Source organism: Maribacter chungangensis (genome assembly GCF_042676845.1).
Taxonomy (GTDB): Bacteria; Bacteroidota; Bacteroidia; order Flavobacteriales; family Flavobacteriaceae; genus Maribacter; species Maribacter chungangensis.
Genome location: NZ_JBHTHY010000014.1, coordinates 29,875 through 44,832 on the forward strand (window position 1 = coordinate 29,875; position 14,958 = coordinate 44,832).

General features: G+C 40.4%; 21 protein-coding genes. 4 read left to right on the forward strand and 17 right to left on the reverse strand.

Annotation, left to right across the window (positions count from 1 at the left end):
* Positions 1–31: 31 nt before the first annotated feature.
* From ACFQZJ_RS14455 to ACFQZJ_RS14490, 8 genes are all read right to left on the reverse strand, one after another.
* The gene (locus tag ACFQZJ_RS14455) at positions 32–1,747 is read right to left on the reverse strand and encodes a sodium:solute symporter family protein (protein WP_379936118.1); all 1,716 of its coding nucleotides are present in this window, start codon (positions 1,745–1,747) and stop codon (positions 32–34) included.
* A gap of 23 nt (positions 1,748–1,770) precedes the next feature.
* The gene (locus ACFQZJ_RS14460) at positions 1,771–2,031 is read right to left on the reverse strand and encodes a DUF4212 domain-containing protein (RefSeq protein WP_379935538.1); all 261 of its coding nucleotides are present in this window, start codon (positions 2,029–2,031) and stop codon (positions 1,771–1,773) included.
* A 158-nt stretch (positions 2,032–2,189) separates the two neighbouring features.
* Positions 2,190–2,264 carry a DUF6500 family protein gene (locus ACFQZJ_RS14465; protein WP_379936119.1) on the reverse strand — a complete coding sequence of 25 codons (75 nt, stop codon included), beginning with the start codon at positions 2,262–2,264 and terminating at the stop codon, positions 2,190–2,192.
* 174 nt (positions 2,265–2,438) lie between these two features.
* Positions 2,439–2,873 (reverse strand): nucleoside deaminase, encoded by a 435-nt coding sequence (locus tag ACFQZJ_RS14470; protein ID WP_379935539.1) that lies wholly within the window; start codon positions 2,871–2,873, stop codon positions 2,439–2,441.
* Between the two features lie 262 nt (positions 2,874–3,135).
* Positions 3,136–4,416 carry a glutamate-1-semialdehyde 2,1-aminomutase gene (gene hemL / locus ACFQZJ_RS14475; RefSeq protein ID WP_379935540.1) on the reverse strand — a complete coding sequence of 427 codons (1,281 nt, stop codon included), beginning with the start codon at positions 4,414–4,416 and terminating at the stop codon, positions 3,136–3,138.
* Positions 4,417–4,419: 3 nt separating this feature from the next.
* Positions 4,420–5,271 (reverse strand): glucosaminidase domain-containing protein, encoded by an 852-nt coding sequence (locus ACFQZJ_RS14480; protein WP_379935541.1) that lies wholly within the window; start codon positions 5,269–5,271, stop codon positions 4,420–4,422.
* The gene (locus ACFQZJ_RS14485) at positions 5,268–6,194 is read right to left on the reverse strand and encodes a 1-aminocyclopropane-1-carboxylate deaminase/D-cysteine desulfhydrase (RefSeq protein WP_379935543.1); all 927 of its coding nucleotides are present in this window, start codon (positions 6,192–6,194) and stop codon (positions 5,268–5,270) included. Before ACFQZJ_RS14485 ends, ACFQZJ_RS14480 begins: the two co-directional genes overlap by 4 nt.
* Complete coding sequence (locus ACFQZJ_RS14490) at positions 6,191–6,514, reverse strand: hypothetical protein (protein WP_379935545.1); 324 nt, start codon at positions 6,512–6,514, stop codon at positions 6,191–6,193. Before ACFQZJ_RS14490 ends, ACFQZJ_RS14485 begins: the two co-directional genes overlap by 4 nt.
* Before the next feature lie 376 nt (positions 6,515–6,890).
* On the opposite strand from ACFQZJ_RS14490, the gene ACFQZJ_RS14495 reads away from it, so the two are divergent.
* A complete protein-coding gene (locus ACFQZJ_RS14495) occupies positions 6,891–7,049 on the forward strand; it encodes a DUF5522 domain-containing protein (protein ID WP_379935547.1) in 159 nt (52 codons plus the stop codon).
* 77 nt (positions 7,050–7,126) lie between these two features.
* A complete protein-coding gene (locus ACFQZJ_RS14500; RefSeq protein ID WP_379935549.1) occupies positions 7,127–7,729 on the forward strand; it encodes a DUF4136 domain-containing protein in 603 nt (200 codons plus the stop codon).
* A 63-nt stretch (positions 7,730–7,792) separates the two neighbouring features.
* Here the strand turns inward: ACFQZJ_RS14500 and ACFQZJ_RS14505 are convergent, their stop codons facing one another.
* Positions 7,793–8,260 (reverse strand): Lrp/AsnC family transcriptional regulator, encoded by a 468-nt coding sequence (locus tag ACFQZJ_RS14505; protein WP_379935550.1) that lies wholly within the window; start codon positions 8,258–8,260, stop codon positions 7,793–7,795.
* Positions 8,261–8,758: 498 nt separating this feature from the next.
* Between ACFQZJ_RS14505 and ACFQZJ_RS14510 the strand changes: the two genes are divergently transcribed.
* Positions 8,759–9,223, forward strand: a complete 465-nt coding sequence (locus tag ACFQZJ_RS14510; protein WP_379935552.1) for a DUF3291 domain-containing protein — start codon at positions 8,759–8,761, stop codon at positions 9,221–9,223.
* Between the two features lie 3 nt (positions 9,224–9,226).
* A complete protein-coding gene (locus tag ACFQZJ_RS14515; protein WP_379935553.1) occupies positions 9,227–10,990 on the forward strand; it encodes an aromatic amino acid hydroxylase in 1,764 nt (587 codons plus the stop codon).
* Here the strand turns inward: ACFQZJ_RS14515 and ACFQZJ_RS14520 are convergent.
* The 8 genes from ACFQZJ_RS14520 to ACFQZJ_RS14555 form a co-directional block, all read right to left on the reverse strand.
* Positions 10,980–11,591, reverse strand: coding sequence for a DUF4230 domain-containing protein (locus tag ACFQZJ_RS14520; RefSeq protein ID WP_379935554.1), 612 nt, complete (start codon positions 11,589–11,591; stop codon positions 10,980–10,982). The two genes, ACFQZJ_RS14515 and ACFQZJ_RS14520, sit on opposite strands and share 11 nt — an antisense overlap.
* Before the next feature lie 16 nt (positions 11,592–11,607).
* Positions 11,608–12,570, reverse strand: coding sequence for a GSCFA domain-containing protein (locus ACFQZJ_RS14525; RefSeq protein ID WP_379935556.1), 963 nt, complete (start codon positions 12,568–12,570; stop codon positions 11,608–11,610).
* Between the two features lie 151 nt (positions 12,571–12,721).
* Entirely contained in the window at positions 12,722–12,946 is a 225-nt protein-coding gene (locus tag ACFQZJ_RS14530) for a hypothetical protein (protein ID WP_379935557.1), read from the reverse strand.
* A gap of 289 nt (positions 12,947–13,235) precedes the next feature.
* Complete coding sequence (locus ACFQZJ_RS14535; protein WP_379935558.1) at positions 13,236–13,532, reverse strand: type II toxin-antitoxin system RelE/ParE family toxin; 297 nt, start codon at positions 13,530–13,532, stop codon at positions 13,236–13,238.
* Positions 13,529–13,753, reverse strand: a complete 225-nt coding sequence (locus ACFQZJ_RS14540) for a type II toxin-antitoxin system ParD family antitoxin (protein ID WP_379935559.1) — start codon at positions 13,751–13,753, stop codon at positions 13,529–13,531. The genes ACFQZJ_RS14535 and ACFQZJ_RS14540 overlap by 4 nt, the downstream gene beginning before the upstream one ends.
* Positions 13,754–13,858: 105 nt before the next feature.
* Positions 13,859–14,152 carry a type II toxin-antitoxin system RelE/ParE family toxin gene (locus ACFQZJ_RS14545; protein WP_379935561.1) on the reverse strand — a complete coding sequence of 98 codons (294 nt, stop codon included), beginning with the start codon at positions 14,150–14,152 and terminating at the stop codon, positions 13,859–13,861.
* On the reverse strand, positions 14,139–14,381 hold the full coding sequence (locus ACFQZJ_RS14550; RefSeq protein ID WP_379935563.1) for a type II toxin-antitoxin system ParD family antitoxin: 243 nt from the start codon (positions 14,379–14,381) through the stop codon (positions 14,139–14,141). The genes ACFQZJ_RS14545 and ACFQZJ_RS14550 overlap by 14 nt, the downstream gene beginning before the upstream one ends.
* A gap of 204 nt (positions 14,382–14,585) precedes the next feature.
* The gene (locus ACFQZJ_RS14555; protein ID WP_379935565.1) at positions 14,586–14,897 is read right to left on the reverse strand and encodes a hypothetical protein; all 312 of its coding nucleotides are present in this window, start codon (positions 14,895–14,897) and stop codon (positions 14,586–14,588) included.
* Positions 14,898–14,958 lie beyond the last annotated feature (61 nt).

The window sequence follows — 14,958 nt, forward strand, 5'->3', positions numbered from 1 at the left end:
TCTTTTTCGACCAGTTACGCATTAGAAAACACTAATGAGACGATGCCTCGCCCGCACCGCTAGGTATTCTAATATTTTCTACAATCTCTTGCACCTCTTTAGGCGGTGCGGGCGTAAACATGTTTACGGCCAAGGCCACGATAAAGTTCACAAGCATTGCTACGGAACCAAAACCTTCCGGTGATATACCAAACCACCAAGAATCCTGTAAACCGGCCACCGCTTCTTTACCTCCATCGAAAATACCGAATTTGAATTTCAGCATATAAAAGAGCATTAATAAAATACCTGTGACCATACCGGCAACGGCACCCTCTTTGTTCATTTTTTTATAAAAAATTCCGAGCACGATAGCCGGAAAAAATGAGGCTGCCGCCAGACCAAAGGCCAAGGCTACCACCGCCGCAACAAAACCAGGCGGGTTTATTCCGAAATACCCGGCAATGACCACCCCTACTATGGCCGCACCACGAGCTGCCCATAATTCTCCCTTTTCCGAGATGTTAGGAATAAAGATCTTCTTTACCAAATCGTGGGAAACAGAAGAAGAAATCACTAGTAATAATCCTGCCGCCGTAGACAAAGCCGCTGCCAGGCCGCCTGCCGCAACTAAACCTATTACCCAAGCCGGTAGATTAGCTATCTCCGGATTTGCCAAAACCATGATATCGGGATCAACCGTTAACTCATTTTTATTCGTATCAGCAACGTATTGAATCCTACCATCGTTGTTCTTATCATCAAAAGAAAGCAATCCGGTTCCCTCCCAGTTTTTGAACCAAACCGGCATACTATCATACTCTTGATCGCTTACCGTTTCGATCATGTTGGTTCTTGCGAAAACTGCTACGGCGGGGGCTGCGGTGTATAAAATGGCGATTAGCAATAGTGCCATTCCAGCAGATTTCCTTGCATCCTTTACCTTTTTGACCGTAAAAAAACGTACAATTACATGAGGTAGCCCAGCTGTGCCTACCATAAGCGCCAGGGTAATTGCAAATACATCTACCAAATTTTTAGAGCCGGACGTATATTCAGAAAAACCAAGTTCCGTAGATAGACCGTTTAGCTTTTCTAACAAATACATTCCAGAACCGTCGTTTACGATACTGCCCATACCCAATTGTGGAACAGGGTTACCGGTCATTTGAATGGATATAAAAATTGCGGGTACCATGAAGGCAAAAATCAACACACAGTATTGGGCAACTTGGGTATAGGTAATTCCCTTCATTCCTCCTAGAACCGCGTAAAACAGAACGATAACCATCCCTATGATGACTCCTGTATTGATATCCACTTCCAAAAATCTGGAAAAAACAACACCTACACCTCGCATCTGCCCTGCTACATAAGTAAATGACACTAGTAGAGCGCAAAATACGGCTACCATTCGCGCGGAATTGGAATAGTAACGATCACCTATAAAATCGGGAACCGTAAACTTGCCGAATTTTCGCAAATAGGGCGCTAATAACAAGGCCAACAACACATACCCACCGGTCCATCCCATTAAATAAACAGAGCCATCGTAGCCAGCTATGGAAATAATACCTGCCATTGAAATAAAGGAAGCTGCGGACATCCAGTCGGCTGCAGTTGCCATAGCGTTGGCCAATGGGGAAACGCCACCGCCGGCCACATAAAATTCTTTGGTAGAACCGGCACGTGACCAAATAGCGATTCCTATATAGAGACCAAATGTTAAAGCAACAAGGACATAGGTCCAAATACGAACATCGTTCATCATAATTTATTAAAGGTTGGTTGTTATTCGTCGTAGCCGTATTTCTTATCTAATTTGTTCATTAAACGAACGTAGACAAAAATCAAAATCACAAATACATAGATACTTCCTTGTTGTGCGAACCAAAAGCCAAGTTTAAAACCTCCTAAAGTAAATGCGTTCAAGGCATCTTTAAAAAGTATTCCGGCACCATAAGAGACGGCGAACCATATAGCAAGAAGAATAAATAGATATTTGACGTTTTCTTTCCAGTAAGCCGAAGCCTTTTTTTGTTTTTCTGACATTTGGTCAATGTTTTGTAAATTATCTAAAAATACTCTTAAAATTAGGATTGTAAAAGCTAATCCGGAATTTACATGAATACAACAATCAAAAATGAAACAAGGTAAAGTTCATACTTACCAACGAGCTAGACCTTTGCTAAACCAAAATATGATAAAACTTAACTAGTTTGAGCAACCATCATTTCCCTAATTTTCACCGCTTTCTCAAAATGGTCTAATCTATGCTCCTTAATCTACCATGTCGCTACTTGCATTAAAAGTTCTGGGGTATCATTTTATTCTTAAAAAAAAGTGTAAAACGATAGTACTACGTTGGCTCCCTTGGTACGAATTTTTTGATCACAAACATTGATAATCCTATCTCGTATTTGGCTATTCATATTTTTGATTGTTTTAAAGATTTATAACTAACGCCAAACATCTAGTGCCTCTTCTTTAAGAAGTTGGGTCATTTTAAACTCCGTTTGCCTCAGAGTACCGTCCATTTTATAGAATGTCTCCGAATATTCATACCCAAATTTTCGAGCATCGTCGGCAGATGCGCCATAGTAGATTGCTTTGAACTTTGCCCAATGGCATGCGCCCAAACACATCATACAAGGTTCACAACTTGTATACAGCACACACTCTTTAAGTTGGTCCTTGCCTATTTTAGCGCATGCAACCTGTATTGCTAACAATTCTGCATGTTGTGTTAAATCATCTGTTCCTTTGACCCGATTATGTACCTCGCAGATTATCTCGTTATCCCTAACTATTACAGCGCCAAAAGAACCGCCCTCTTTAGACTCTTTTCCTTCTTTGGCCTTCGCTATGGCTCTTCTTAGGTAGGTTTCATGCATAGGTAATTATTAGGAATTATAGAGGTCGGCAGATAAATACTTACATTTTTAACAAGTCAATACATTGAAAATCAAATTATTAAATCAGGTACCATTGTCAGTTTGAGCGCTCCCGAATTGTCGGGAGAGAACACTTGATCGGCAAAATGAGACTTCGACTGCGTTCGGCTTAACATTTTACTATTAATTCAGCTTAAAACAGGCAACTACCTGCTCACGTCTAACGTTTTAAATATAGCATCCCTTAAAATGCCAAATCGTCTTAAAGGTTCAGGTTTTCTACCGCGGCAATAGTTTCCTCCAAATCGGCATAGGTTAAAGCATCGTTCAGAAAATAGCTTTCAAATGCGGATGGGGGCAGGTAAATACCTTGATCTAGCATCCCGTGAAAAAAAGTGTTGAAACGTTCGTTGTTTCCTTTGGCGGAAGATGCAAAATCCACTACCGGTTCGTCCGTAAAATGCACAGAGACCATACTACCAAAACGATTGATTTGATGTGGTACACCTTTTTTCGACAATGCCTTGCCAATACCCTCATGCAGAAAAGCCGTTTTTTTGGCGAGGCTGTCAAAAATATCCGGATTCGTATTCAGTTCGGTCAGCATGGCCAGTCCGGCACTCATGGCCAACGGGTTTCCGCTTAATGTTCCCGCCTGATATACAGGGCCATCGGGAGCCAAATGGTTCATTATTTCGGTTTTGGCGGCAAAGGCTCCCACAGGAAGTCCACCGCCAATAACCTTACCGAAGGTTACAATGTCGGCATCAATACCCAGTGCTTCTTGCGCGCCACCTTTTCCTAAACGAAAACCGGTCATAACCTCATCAAAAATGAGCAAAATCCCTTCCGCAGTGCACAACTCGCGCAATCCCTTTATAAAACTGTCCGTAGGTACGATACAACCCATATTTCCGGCAACCGGTTCTATGATAATGGCTGCGATTTGACCTTTGTTCGCCTGCACCAGGGTTTTCACCTCGTCTAAATTATTATAAGCCGCCAGTAACGTATCCTTTGCCGTACCTTGAGTTACACCAGGGCTATTGGGGCTGCCAAAAGTAACGGCTCCACTACCGGCCTGTATCAAAAAAGAATCCGAATGGCCGTGATAACAACCTGCGAATTTTATGATCTTATCCTTGCCCGTATACCCGCGTGCCAAACGCACAGCGCTCATACAAGCTTCGGTACCACTGTTTACAAAGCGTATCTTATCTATATTGGGCACCATGGATACCGCCAATTTTGCCAGTTCTGTTTCAATTTCGGTTGGCATTCCAAAAGAGGTTCCCTTTTTGGCCTTATCTATAATAGCATCTATAACAGGCTTGTAAGCGTGCCCTAGTATCATAGGACCCCAAGAAGCGATGTAATCTATTAACCTGTTTCCATCTTCATCATATAAGTAGGCGCCTTTAGCCTCTTTTACAAAAATAGGATCTCCGCCTACCGCCTTAAAGGCCCTTACGGGAGAATTGACACCACCGGGAATGTATTTTTTAGCCTCTGCGAACAAGGCACTGCTTCTTTTATAAATCATTGCTTATTTGTTGATTTCCGTACTTTTAACCATCAATTTTTGACCAACGGAAAGGTTTGCGTTCCTTAGTCTATTGAGCCTCATTAGTTCCTCTATAGACACAAAGTACCGTTTGGAAAGCGAGTAAAGGGTATCACCCTTTTTAACGGTATGCACGGCATTATTCTCCGCCACCACGGGTTTGTTCTTTGCATAAACCGATTTGGGCACATCGCCATCATATTCATATAATCGATGTTTTTCTATAAGGTAAATCAATTTTTGGGGATATTTCTTATCGGTTGCATAGCCGGCCTTCCGTAAACCTTTTGCCCAGCTCTTATAATCCGTGGTATCATAATCGAACAAAAAGGCGTACCTGCTGCGGGTGGTGAGGAAAATACTGTGGTCCCTGTAGGAATACATAGGATGATTGTACTTTCTAAAACATTCCCCCTTTTCATCATCATCGTGAAAATCATAATCGCCCTCCCAACCGGTATGGCATTTGATACCAAAATGGTTGTTGGTCTTTTGAGCCAATTCGCCCTGTCCGTAGCCGCTTTCCAAAAGTCCCTGGGCCAACTTAATACTTGCGGGTATGCCGTAGGCCTTCATTTCGCGCTGTGCGACCTCGGCAAAAGTTGCTATGTAATCGGATATATCGTTAATCTCAAAACGCTCAAATTTTCCGGTATCGTGGGGTAATGAGGTATCTTTATTGCTCTTTGGGGCCGTATAATCAGACTTAGATTTTTGGTGCTCCGCAAGTACGTTCTTGGTACGAAGGGAATCCGAATAGGCCTTTTTAGATTTACACCCCGTAAAGGAGATACCAAAACCTAAGACCAGTACTAGTAAAAAAATCTTTTTCATAAGTCGAGTAAAGGTAAATTTTTCTTCCTGAGCACCGTATTCATTCCTTCAACACCCTGTAAACCTCCGGTATGTACGGCCAAAATTTTAGTGCCTCTAGCAAAATTATCATTCTTAATCATATCCAACAACCCAAATAGCATTTTTCCGGTATAAACGGGATCCAAGGGAATACCCGTTTCTGTTTTAAATGTATTGATAAAACGCACCAATTCACTTGTGATTTTTGCGTAACCTCCAAAATGATAGTCCATAATCAAGCTCCAATTGTCTTTTACGGTGATTTCAGCCAGGGTCTTATGAAGAAAATCGCCTTTTAAAGCAGGAAATCCTAACACTTGTTGTTGTTCATTAGCCGAATTAATGAGTCCGGCTATGGTACCGCCCGTACCCACGCAGGAAGTTATGATATTAAACGCAGCATCCTCTTCCGTCAAAATCTCTTCACATCCTTTTACGGCCAAAGGGTTGGTGCCTCCTTCCGGAACTAAATAAAAATCCCCGTATTCCTTGCTTAACTCCGCTATAAAACCTACACTATCCTTCTCTTTGTAGGCCTGTCTGCTGACAAACTTAAACTGCATACCATCTTGATAGGCCCTATCCAGGGTCGGGTTTCCGTACCAGTTATGATAAAGCTCTTCACCTCTTATTACTCCAATGGTCTTTATTCCCCTTTCCTTTCCTGCATAAGCAACCGCGGCAATATGATTGGAGAACGCCCCGCCAAAAGTAAGCAGCGTATCGCTTCCCTGTTTTTTGGCGGTCATAAGGTTGTACTTTAGTTTACGGTATTTATTGCCAGATATATAGGGATGCAACAAATCCTCGCGCTTTATGGCAAGCGTAATATTCTTTTCCGCAAGAAGGGGAAGGTCTAGATATTGATTAGTACTATGCAACTGAAATCTATCAGCTATCAAAGATATTTAATAAAGCTGTATGGTTTACGTTTGGACAGGTAATCGGACCGGCTTTCATTATGATAGGCCTCCCGTTCAAAACTGATATTCTGGTACCCACGATAGCTGTCCATGTACCATACGGCTCGCAATAACCATTCTGTAAGGTAAAGGATGTAAAATGGAATAATTAATAATTCCTGTTGTTGCCTTAAGTGAATTTTTTCATGATTAATGAGTACCATATCCTCCTTAAACGCATCACTTTTTAGAAAAATAAAGGGCCAAAGGGAGAGCCCCACATAGTTTTTATAAAAGAAATGTCTGAAAACCAATATCATAGGCAGTTCTGTAATCACTTTACACAAAGATAAATGTTAATTTTTTAATTAGTAAACATACCCTATGTTATTCCCAACAATGTCGACAAACAGGGAAACACCTTAATTTACTCACAAAATTAGCCATCGCATCGAGGTTATTAACAGAAAAAAACTAATTTTATTCATGGAAGTAGCGCAAACCCGTAAGGTTGGCAAAACAACAAGACACCTACTTCCTACACCATATTAAGCGTGGTCAACAAGAGCTGAAACAAATGGAATCTGTACGCCGGACCTCAGTAAAACGGATGACCCAAGATGCTTTAAACGGATACATTAAATTCAAGAGCAATGAAATGCCGCATCGCTATACCGGGTACAAGCTTGAGATATCATGAAAAAAATTATACCTATTGAAGAAGGCGACTCCTACTGGACCGAAGAAGGGTATCGTGTATTCACCGAACAATTTCATTTAAAACGGGGCTATTGCTGTGAAAGTGGCTGTAGGCATTGCCCGTATGGCTACGACCCAAAAACAAATAGACAATAAACACAAAAAGCTTCGGCATGATTTTTGAGGCATGATATATGATACGATAGAGGCCCCATAATTTAAAAATAAGTAAAATGAAAAAGTTAAAACTACTCCTATTACCAGTACTTGCACTTGCATTACTTGGTTCCTGCAACTCGGTACGCGTGCTATCGGATTATGACCAAAACACTAATTTTAGCGCCTATAAGTCTTATGCGTTTTACAAAACGGGTATCGACAAAGCACAAATTTCCGATTTGGACAAGAAAAGAATTCTTAGGGCCATTGAGACAGAAATGTCCTCTAGAGGTTTCGTTAAGTCCGAAAGTCCCGATATCCTCATCAACATCTTCACCAAAGAACAGGAACGTGTAGACGTTTACAACAACAACTTTGGTTGGGGCTGGGGAGGTTTTGGCGGCTGGGGCTGGGGCGGCTGGGGCTGGGGACCCGGACTCGGATGGGGACCCGGACTCGGATGGGGCTGGGGCGGTGGCGGCATGGTGAGCACAAGCACGGAAGGCTCCCTGTACATTGACCTGGTAGATACCCAGAGCAAACAATTGGTATGGCAGGGCAAAGGCGAAGGCACACTGGCCAACACCAAAAACATACAAAAGAAAGAACAGCGTATAAAGGAGTTTGTTTCACAAATCATGGAACAATACCCACCTAGTGGCATAGCGGCAAATTAAACCGCACACCGATCAAACAAAATCCAACATGGTTTTTTAACCTATTGTTGGATTTTTTTTGAACTATAACAAGGGAAAGTGTTGGGTGTTTTTGGCCTCGTTGAGTACAAAGGCACTTTTTACCGCGCCGATATTGGGAAGACTGGCAATCTTGGATTTTGCAAAATCATAGTACGCATCCAAATTTTTTACGGTCACCTTCAAAAGGAAATCGAACTCCCCTCCTACCACATAACAGGCCGTTATTTCCTCGAGCTCCTGAATCCGAAGGAGAAAATCGTCCATAAAGCTTCCCTTTTGGGCATCTAGGGAAACAAAACTGAAGACCGTAATACTACGTTCTATTTTGTCGGTATCCAAAAGAGCCACATAGCCCTTTATATAACCCTCTTTCTCTAGTCGTTTTATACGCTCGTAGACGGGAGTTTTCGTTAAACCCATACGTTCGGCTATGGTTTTGGCCCCGATTTTGGCATCGGTTTCCAAGATTTTTAATATTCCACGATCTATACTATCCAGTTGTTCGGGCATACTTTTTCCTGTTAAACGTTCTATTGATACATCAAATTAATAATAATTTCCTTTAAATTAATTTAAAAACAGGAATAATCACTTTAAATACATCCAAAGTTAATAAATAGGACTATAGTTACTATCTTTAGTAGAAAATAAATTAGCGCATGATAAACATTATTTTAGCCAGAACTGTTAAATTGAACACAGTCGAGATGCTAAAGAAACTTTAGGTTTAGAGGTCTTGGACTGCGCCTAGATTGACATTTTTTTATCGAAGTGGTTCAAACTTCTCGTGTTCAAGCGAAAACTAGTGGTTTTTTGAACATTTGAAGACTTTTTTGAGTTGTAAGGCATCACTACGGAAGGAAAAAAGACAGGGCCGAAACAAAAGCCAACATTTTGGCTTTTGAATGAGGAGCCAGCTGCAGCGCACAGTGAAAAAGAGCAATTTTTTAGTGAAAGGAAAAAGTTTAAATGACTTCATCATGTACTGAGGGAAAACAATTAAAATCTATGTATTATTTAGCACAGGTGAACGTAGCACGTTTTAAAGCTTCGTTAAACGATCCGGTGATGAAAGAGTTTGTTGACTTTTTGGAACCGGTAAACAAATTTGCAGAAGAAAGTCCCGGATTTGTTTGGCGTTTAAAAGACGAGCAAGGGAGATCTGCCAGTTATATAGAAACGCCTTTTAAAGACGAAATGATGGCTGTAAACATAAGTGTTTGGGAAGATTTGGATTCTTTTAAAGGCTTTGTTTACGGCTCCGTTCACAGTTACTTTTTACGGAACAAGAAAAAATGGTTCGATATGAAAGGTACCTCTCAATTTGTACTTTGGTGGCTACCCAAAGGCGAACTCCCCACCTTAAAAATGGCCAAGGATAAGCTAGAACTACATGAAGAAAAGGGAGATTCGCCCGAGGCCTTTACCATGAGAGCATTCTACGACCAGAACGGCAAACTTTTAAACCTATAACAGATGAGCGCCCCATCCTACGAAAGCAATCCCATCTTGGACAAACTGCCCAAACACCTAAAGCAGTATATAAAACCACAGAACTATGACGACTATACGGCCATAAACCAGGCCGTTTGGCGCTATGTAATGCGTAAAAACGTAGATTACCTGAGTAAGGTGGCCCATAGCTCATATACCGAGGGACTTAAAAAAACAGGGATTTCCATTGACCACATTCCTAACATGTACGGTATGAACCGGATCCTAAAGGATTTGGGTTGGGCCGCCGTGGCGGTAGACGGATTTATTCCGCCCGCTGCTTTTATGGAATTCCAAGCCTATAATGTGCTTGTCATTGCGGCAGATATTCGCCAATTGGAGCATATTGAATATACGCCCGCACCCGATATTATTCACGAAGGTGCAGGCCACGCCCCTATCATCGCCAACCCGGAGTATGCAGAGTATTTGCGGCGTTTTGGGGAAATCGGCTGCAAGGCGGTATCCAGTGCCAAGGATTTTGAACTTTATGAAGCGGTGCGCCATTTATCCATTATAAAAGAAGCCAAGGGCACCGACCCTTTGGAAATACGAGCTGCGGAAAAACATATTGAGGAACTACAGGACAATATGGGCGAACCCAGTGAAATGGCCCTTATACGAAACCTACATTGGTGGACCGTGGAATACGGACTCATAGGCACTGTGGACAACCCTAAGATCTACGGTGCCGGCCTGCTTTCGTCTATTGGAGAGAGTGCTTGGTGCATGACCGATAAAGTGAAGAAAATACCCTATTCCCTAGCGGCGGCACATACCGCATTTGATATCACCAAGCCCCAGCCACAGCTATTCGTTACACCGGATTTTGCTTTTTTAAACCAAGTGTTGGAAGATTTTGCCAATACCATGGCATTGCGCACCGGAGGTCTAAAAGGCATTCAAAAACTGATCAATTCCAAGGAACTAGGCACGATTGAACTGAGTACCGGACTACAGGTTTCCGGTAATTTTGAATATGTTATAGCGCACGAAGGGAAACCCATCTATTTTCAAACTACCGGGAAATCTGCATTGGCCTTTCGCGAAAAGGAACTGGTAGGGCAGGATTCCAACAAACACGCTACTGGGTTTGGCTCCCCTATTGGCCGTTTAAAAGGCATCAATATCGCTATTGAGGAAATGAGCCCAAGAGACTTAAAGGCCTACAATATCTTTGAAGGAGAGGTTGTTTCCTTGGATTTTGTAGGAGGCATCAATGTAAGCGGAAAAATCATCACCGGCACCAGAAACCTGCAAGGGCAAATTATTCTGATCACATTTGAGCACTGTACGGTTACCCATGAAGGAAAAATCCTGTTTCAATCTAAAAAAGAACTCTATAATATGGCGATCGGGGAACATATCGTCTCAGCCTTTAACGGTCCGGCCGATGTAAAAAGCTTTGACCTTCTAGACCATGAACTAAGCAAGACCATTTCCAACAAAGAAGACCTTTCCGAGAGCGGAATAGAACCGTACTACCAACAAATCCGCGATCTTAGGGAGGGAAAAAACACCACCATTTCCAGACATAAAGTGTTTGCAGAGGTAAAAAAACGTTTTCCAAAGGATTGGCTGCTCTCCGTGGAGCTTTATGAACTGGCCGTTACCAATGGGGATATCACATTTGCCCAAGAAATCAAAAATCATTTAGAGAACGTAAAGCGAGACCAACCTAAGTTAGGCCATTTGATTGACGATGGACTTTCTTTAATGGATAATCCGAAAGGCATTAAGGTTTAATTTGCACTTGACTAAAATCATCTACAGGCATATCTTCATAAACCAATTTCCAGCCCATGCTATTGGTAAGGATATAGAATTTTTGAAGCTCGCTCAGTAACCTGTTCTTTGCATTGGTCTTTAAACTGGATGCCGCTACTTTTTTGAGCAGCGATTTGTTTACATTTCGTTTTATTTGGTTGTAATCGCCTGCTTCGAACGGATTCAGGTAATCTGCCGTAACGTCGTAGTATTCAAAATCGGGGTTTAATTTGATTTCCGGTTCGGGAATGTTGTTCAAGTAAAGTGTTTTGTTGGCCTCGTCCAGTTCGAACTCAATTTTGGAAAGGTCGTAAGCGATAATTACTTCGGCATTTACCACTACCAAGGCCTTTTTATCCGCCGTAATCAAAGGACCGAACAGTTCTTTTGAATCCTTGTAATTGTAAACTTCCGCAAAATGGCCTTCGGTTACAATGAGTTTGGATACATTGTCTATTTGCCGTTGGATGAGCATGGAGTTTTCCTGAAGAATGGATTTTGAGGCTTTTGCATCGCCACAGGTTTTAAAAACCAGAAAAACAACTACCGTAACGGCAACACCCACCAAAACTTTTTTCATTTGTAACTGCTTTTAGTTAAGAATCAAACTCCATAAACGGATACGTATCCTTAAGATACGCAATACGGTCTTGAAGCGCAACTCTAAATTTCCGATGTTCCAATCCTTCGGGGTTAAAGGCCCTGTGCCGTAATCCCCTTTGCACTTCTTCCACTTTTTTCATGATTGCCCTTACGGCATCTGAAATCCAAACCGTTCGGAATTTTTCCCAGATATAATCAATGGCCAATTCGTTTGGGTGTACCATATCGGCAGCATAAAAGCGATAGTCCCGCAACTCGTCCATCATGATCTCGTAAGATGGGAAATAATATCCCCGAGCCCCAAAAGAGGGATCACCAAGCAGATTGTTCAAAGCTGTAATCAAGTGCGATTTACTTCGTTGGTTTTCTATAAAACCATCTTTAAGGTGGCGTACCGGGGAAATAGTAAAAATTAGCTGTGCATTTTTGTTGACTGTTTCAATTTGATGGGCAATTCGTTGTAAACTAAAAGTAATTTCATCTACCGACAACAATAGCTTATTGAACTCTTTTTGGGGAACTTTATGGCAGTTGGCTACCGTTTTTCCCGTTTCATTTGCCGTATAGGTCCACGCCGTACCCAAAGTGATGATGATATGGGTTGCTTCTTGAAGTTTCTTTTGAGTCACCCTCAGTTGGGCATTCAAATTTCCCAAGAGTTTTTCCTTGGAGATATCACTTACACTGGAATGCGCATCAAAACAATGCCATCTATCATTGAGGAAGAATACCTCATTTTCTGAATAGAATTGCTTTTTGATGGCCCGTGAGATCAAATTTTCGATGGCCAAAGGATGAAAAAGGATGCCGAACGGATTTTGTACGGTTTGAAATTTATAGTAATCCAACTTTGCGCCCATGTTCTCCGAAAAACAGGAACCCAATAGGAACAATTTACTAGCATAATCTATTTGATGATCTGCTTTCGTTAACGGAATTTGGGTTTGGAGTTTCATTTACTCGCGTTATGTTCAAATTTCAAAATTAGCTAAGCCCTTTTGTGTCATTATTCTGTTGTTCCAATATAAATCGATTCGAATTTTCATCTATATCGGCACCTTACATCTTATATGCCAAAACAAAATTATACGTATCCTTTATTTGAACTTAGGGTGTTGACATGTTAATAGCTCTTACCTCACTTTCAGGTACACAAACAGGCCCATTTTGACCTGGTATTTCAATAAACCCATCTTTACAAGGTAGCGAGTCAGTTTCGCAGCCTAAGAATACCATTCCAAAAATAACTATCAATACAATTCTTTTAACATCATCCTTTTTTTGAACTTTAGCTCTTATTAAGTTTCCTAATCCTGTCACTAACTTTCTCAATTCCTGGTCGTTCACCAATTTCAATGTACCTAATGGAAATTGTCTTGCATGAGCTGCACCAACCTTTTAATATCACATCATTTAAATTGCTGATATAACTTTTATAATTGACCAGTTCTCTATTTTCATCTCCACAATCACAAAAGAAAGAGTGTGTAAAAAGATGTATGTCTTCCTCCCATGAATCACCAAACATTAAACGGAGTTGAAATGGTCCGATTTCAACTTCATCCTTTTGTATGATATGTTCAGTTCTTTTTTTAGCCAATTTTCATCCTTTATTTGAACTTTAGTCTAGAAATCTAATAAGATCTCTTCCGCCATATAAAACCCTCACAATTCGTATTTTATCTTTTAAAATTCGGTAAAAAATAACATGTGAAATGTAAGGTAAACTATAAAGACCTTTTTTGATGTCATTACGCGTACGTCCTATATGATAATTGGCACTTAACTTATCAAAGTGCTCTTCAAGTCCGATTAAATATTTAATTGCTTGGTCATGGCCAAACTTATCTTTTCCGAATTCATAGATTTCATCTATATCGGCTTTGGTTTCTTCCGAGAGAGAATATGGATATTTCATGAACTCTTCTTGGATGCTATTATCTGGCTCATTGATAAATTACTATCTGGGCCATCCCATCCTTTTTCAATTTCTCTTCTTAAATCTTGAATAACCTTTTCTCTATAAATACTGTGTAATCTTAAGGCATCTCTTATCACCTCGCTATTATTTTGATACTCACCAGAAGCAACTTGCTCGTTTATGTAATCTACCTGTTTTTTAGTGAAACTAATATTCATATCTAAAATTATTTACAACTAAAATAACAAAAAATGTCCAAATAAGACATATTTGGACATTTTATTTGCAATATTATAAGGTTTAATCAATCCTTTATTTGAACTTTACAGATGTTCTTCAAAATTCATTCTTTTGCCGAGTATCCTAACCACAAGTATTTCCTTATGATCATCAAATGAATAATAGATAACATGACCTTTGAAATTGTAAAATTTCAAAGCGTTAGCTATTGGGGAAGCATCTCTGGCCAATTCAGGACGTTCGGCTAATTCTTCCAAAAAAATTTCTAATTGAGTTAAATAATCTAAAGCCTGCTCTGTGCCAAAAAACTTGATGCCATGCTTATATATACCAACAATATCAAATTGAGCTCTAGTGGATAAATTATAGCTCCCCATTATCCACCTTCTTGATTATATCGCTAATTTTTAGGGGGCTTCTGCCGCTTTGCAGCCCCTCATCAATGGCTTGTTTCAATTCTAAAAGTTTCATATTCTCCGCTTGGTCCTTTCTTACCAAATCTCGGATGTATTCACTATCGTTAGTGAAATCACCTTTTTCAACCCTTAGCTTTATCCAGCTATCCTGTTGTTCCGTAAATGTTATTGACTTTCTAGTAGTTTGCATAGAATAATAGATTATGGTGCAATATAGTTATTATCCGCACCATTATCAAATGAATTACTTGGGTTTCTCCCATTGAAAATGGAATATATAATTGAAACTTTTAATTTCATTTTGTTTGCCGATAATGTGTCCTAACCCATCGTTTTATTGAACTTTAGGTTTCGGGATTACACCACCCCAATTGAACAATCGTTTATTTGAACTTTAGCTCTTATTAAGTTTCCTAACCCTGTCACTAACTTTTTCAATTCCTGCTCGTTCACCAGTTTCAATGTACTTAATTGCAATTGTCTTGCATGAGCTGCACCAACCTTTTAAAATCACATCATTTAAACTACTGATATAACTTTTATAATTGACCAGTTCTCTATTTTCATCTCCACAATCACAAAAGAAAGAGTGTGTGAAAAGATGTATGTCTTCCTCCCATGAATCACCAAACATTAAACGGAGTTGAAATAGTCCGATTTCAACTTCATCCTTTTGTATGATATGTTCAGTTCTTTTTTTAGCCAATTTTCATCGTTTATTTGAACTTTCCTAAAGATAATGATTTTGCATTGTAACCTGTCCAGCT

Excerpts from the sequence above, each read along its gene's own strand:
- ACFQZJ_RS14455 (WP_379936118.1), bottom strand. The coding sequence starts at position 1,747 with ATGAACGATGTTCGTATTTGGACCTATGTCCTTGTTGCTTTAACATTT.
- ACFQZJ_RS14460 (WP_379935538.1), bottom strand. The coding sequence starts at position 2,031 with ATGTCAGAAAAACAAAAAAAGGCTTCGGCTTACTGGAAAGAAAACGTC.
- ACFQZJ_RS14470 (WP_379935539.1), bottom strand. The coding sequence starts at position 2,873 with ATGCATGAAACCTACCTAAGAAGAGCCATAGCGAAGGCCAAAGAAGGA.
- hemL (WP_379935540.1), bottom strand. The coding sequence starts at position 4,416 with ATGATTTATAAAAGAAGCAGTGCCTTGTTCGCAGAGGCTAAAAAATAC.
- ACFQZJ_RS14480 (WP_379935541.1), bottom strand. The coding sequence starts at position 5,271 with ATGAAAAAGATTTTTTTACTAGTACTGGTCTTAGGTTTTGGTATCTCC.
- ACFQZJ_RS14490 (WP_379935545.1), bottom strand. The coding sequence starts at position 6,514 with ATGATATTGGTTTTCAGACATTTCTTTTATAAAAACTATGTGGGGCTC.
- ACFQZJ_RS14495 (WP_379935547.1), top strand. The coding sequence starts at position 6,891 with ATGAAAAAAATTATACCTATTGAAGAAGGCGACTCCTACTGGACCGAA.
- ACFQZJ_RS14500 (WP_379935549.1), top strand. The coding sequence starts at position 7,127 with ATGAAAAAGTTAAAACTACTCCTATTACCAGTACTTGCACTTGCATTA.
- ACFQZJ_RS14505 (WP_379935550.1), bottom strand. The coding sequence starts at position 8,260 with ATGCCCGAACAACTGGATAGTATAGATCGTGGAATATTAAAAATCTTG.
- ACFQZJ_RS14510 (WP_379935552.1), top strand. The coding sequence starts at position 8,759 with ATGTATTATTTAGCACAGGTGAACGTAGCACGTTTTAAAGCTTCGTTA.
- ACFQZJ_RS14515 (WP_379935553.1), top strand. The coding sequence starts at position 9,227 with ATGAGCGCCCCATCCTACGAAAGCAATCCCATCTTGGACAAACTGCCC.
- ACFQZJ_RS14520 (WP_379935554.1), bottom strand. The coding sequence starts at position 11,591 with ATGAAAAAAGTTTTGGTGGGTGTTGCCGTTACGGTAGTTGTTTTTCTG.
- ACFQZJ_RS14525 (WP_379935556.1), bottom strand. The coding sequence starts at position 12,570 with ATGAAACTCCAAACCCAAATTCCGTTAACGAAAGCAGATCATCAAATA.
- ACFQZJ_RS14535 (WP_379935558.1), bottom strand. The coding sequence starts at position 13,532 with ATGAAATATCCATATTCTCTCTCGGAAGAAACCAAAGCCGATATAGAT.
- ACFQZJ_RS14540 (WP_379935559.1), bottom strand. The coding sequence starts at position 13,753 with ATGAATATTAGTTTCACTAAAAAACAGGTAGATTACATAAACGAGCAA.
- ACFQZJ_RS14545 (WP_379935561.1), bottom strand. The coding sequence starts at position 14,152 with ATGGGGAGCTATAATTTATCCACTAGAGCTCAATTTGATATTGTTGGT.
- ACFQZJ_RS14550 (WP_379935563.1), bottom strand. The coding sequence starts at position 14,381 with ATGCAAACTACTAGAAAGTCAATAACATTTACGGAACAACAGGATAGC.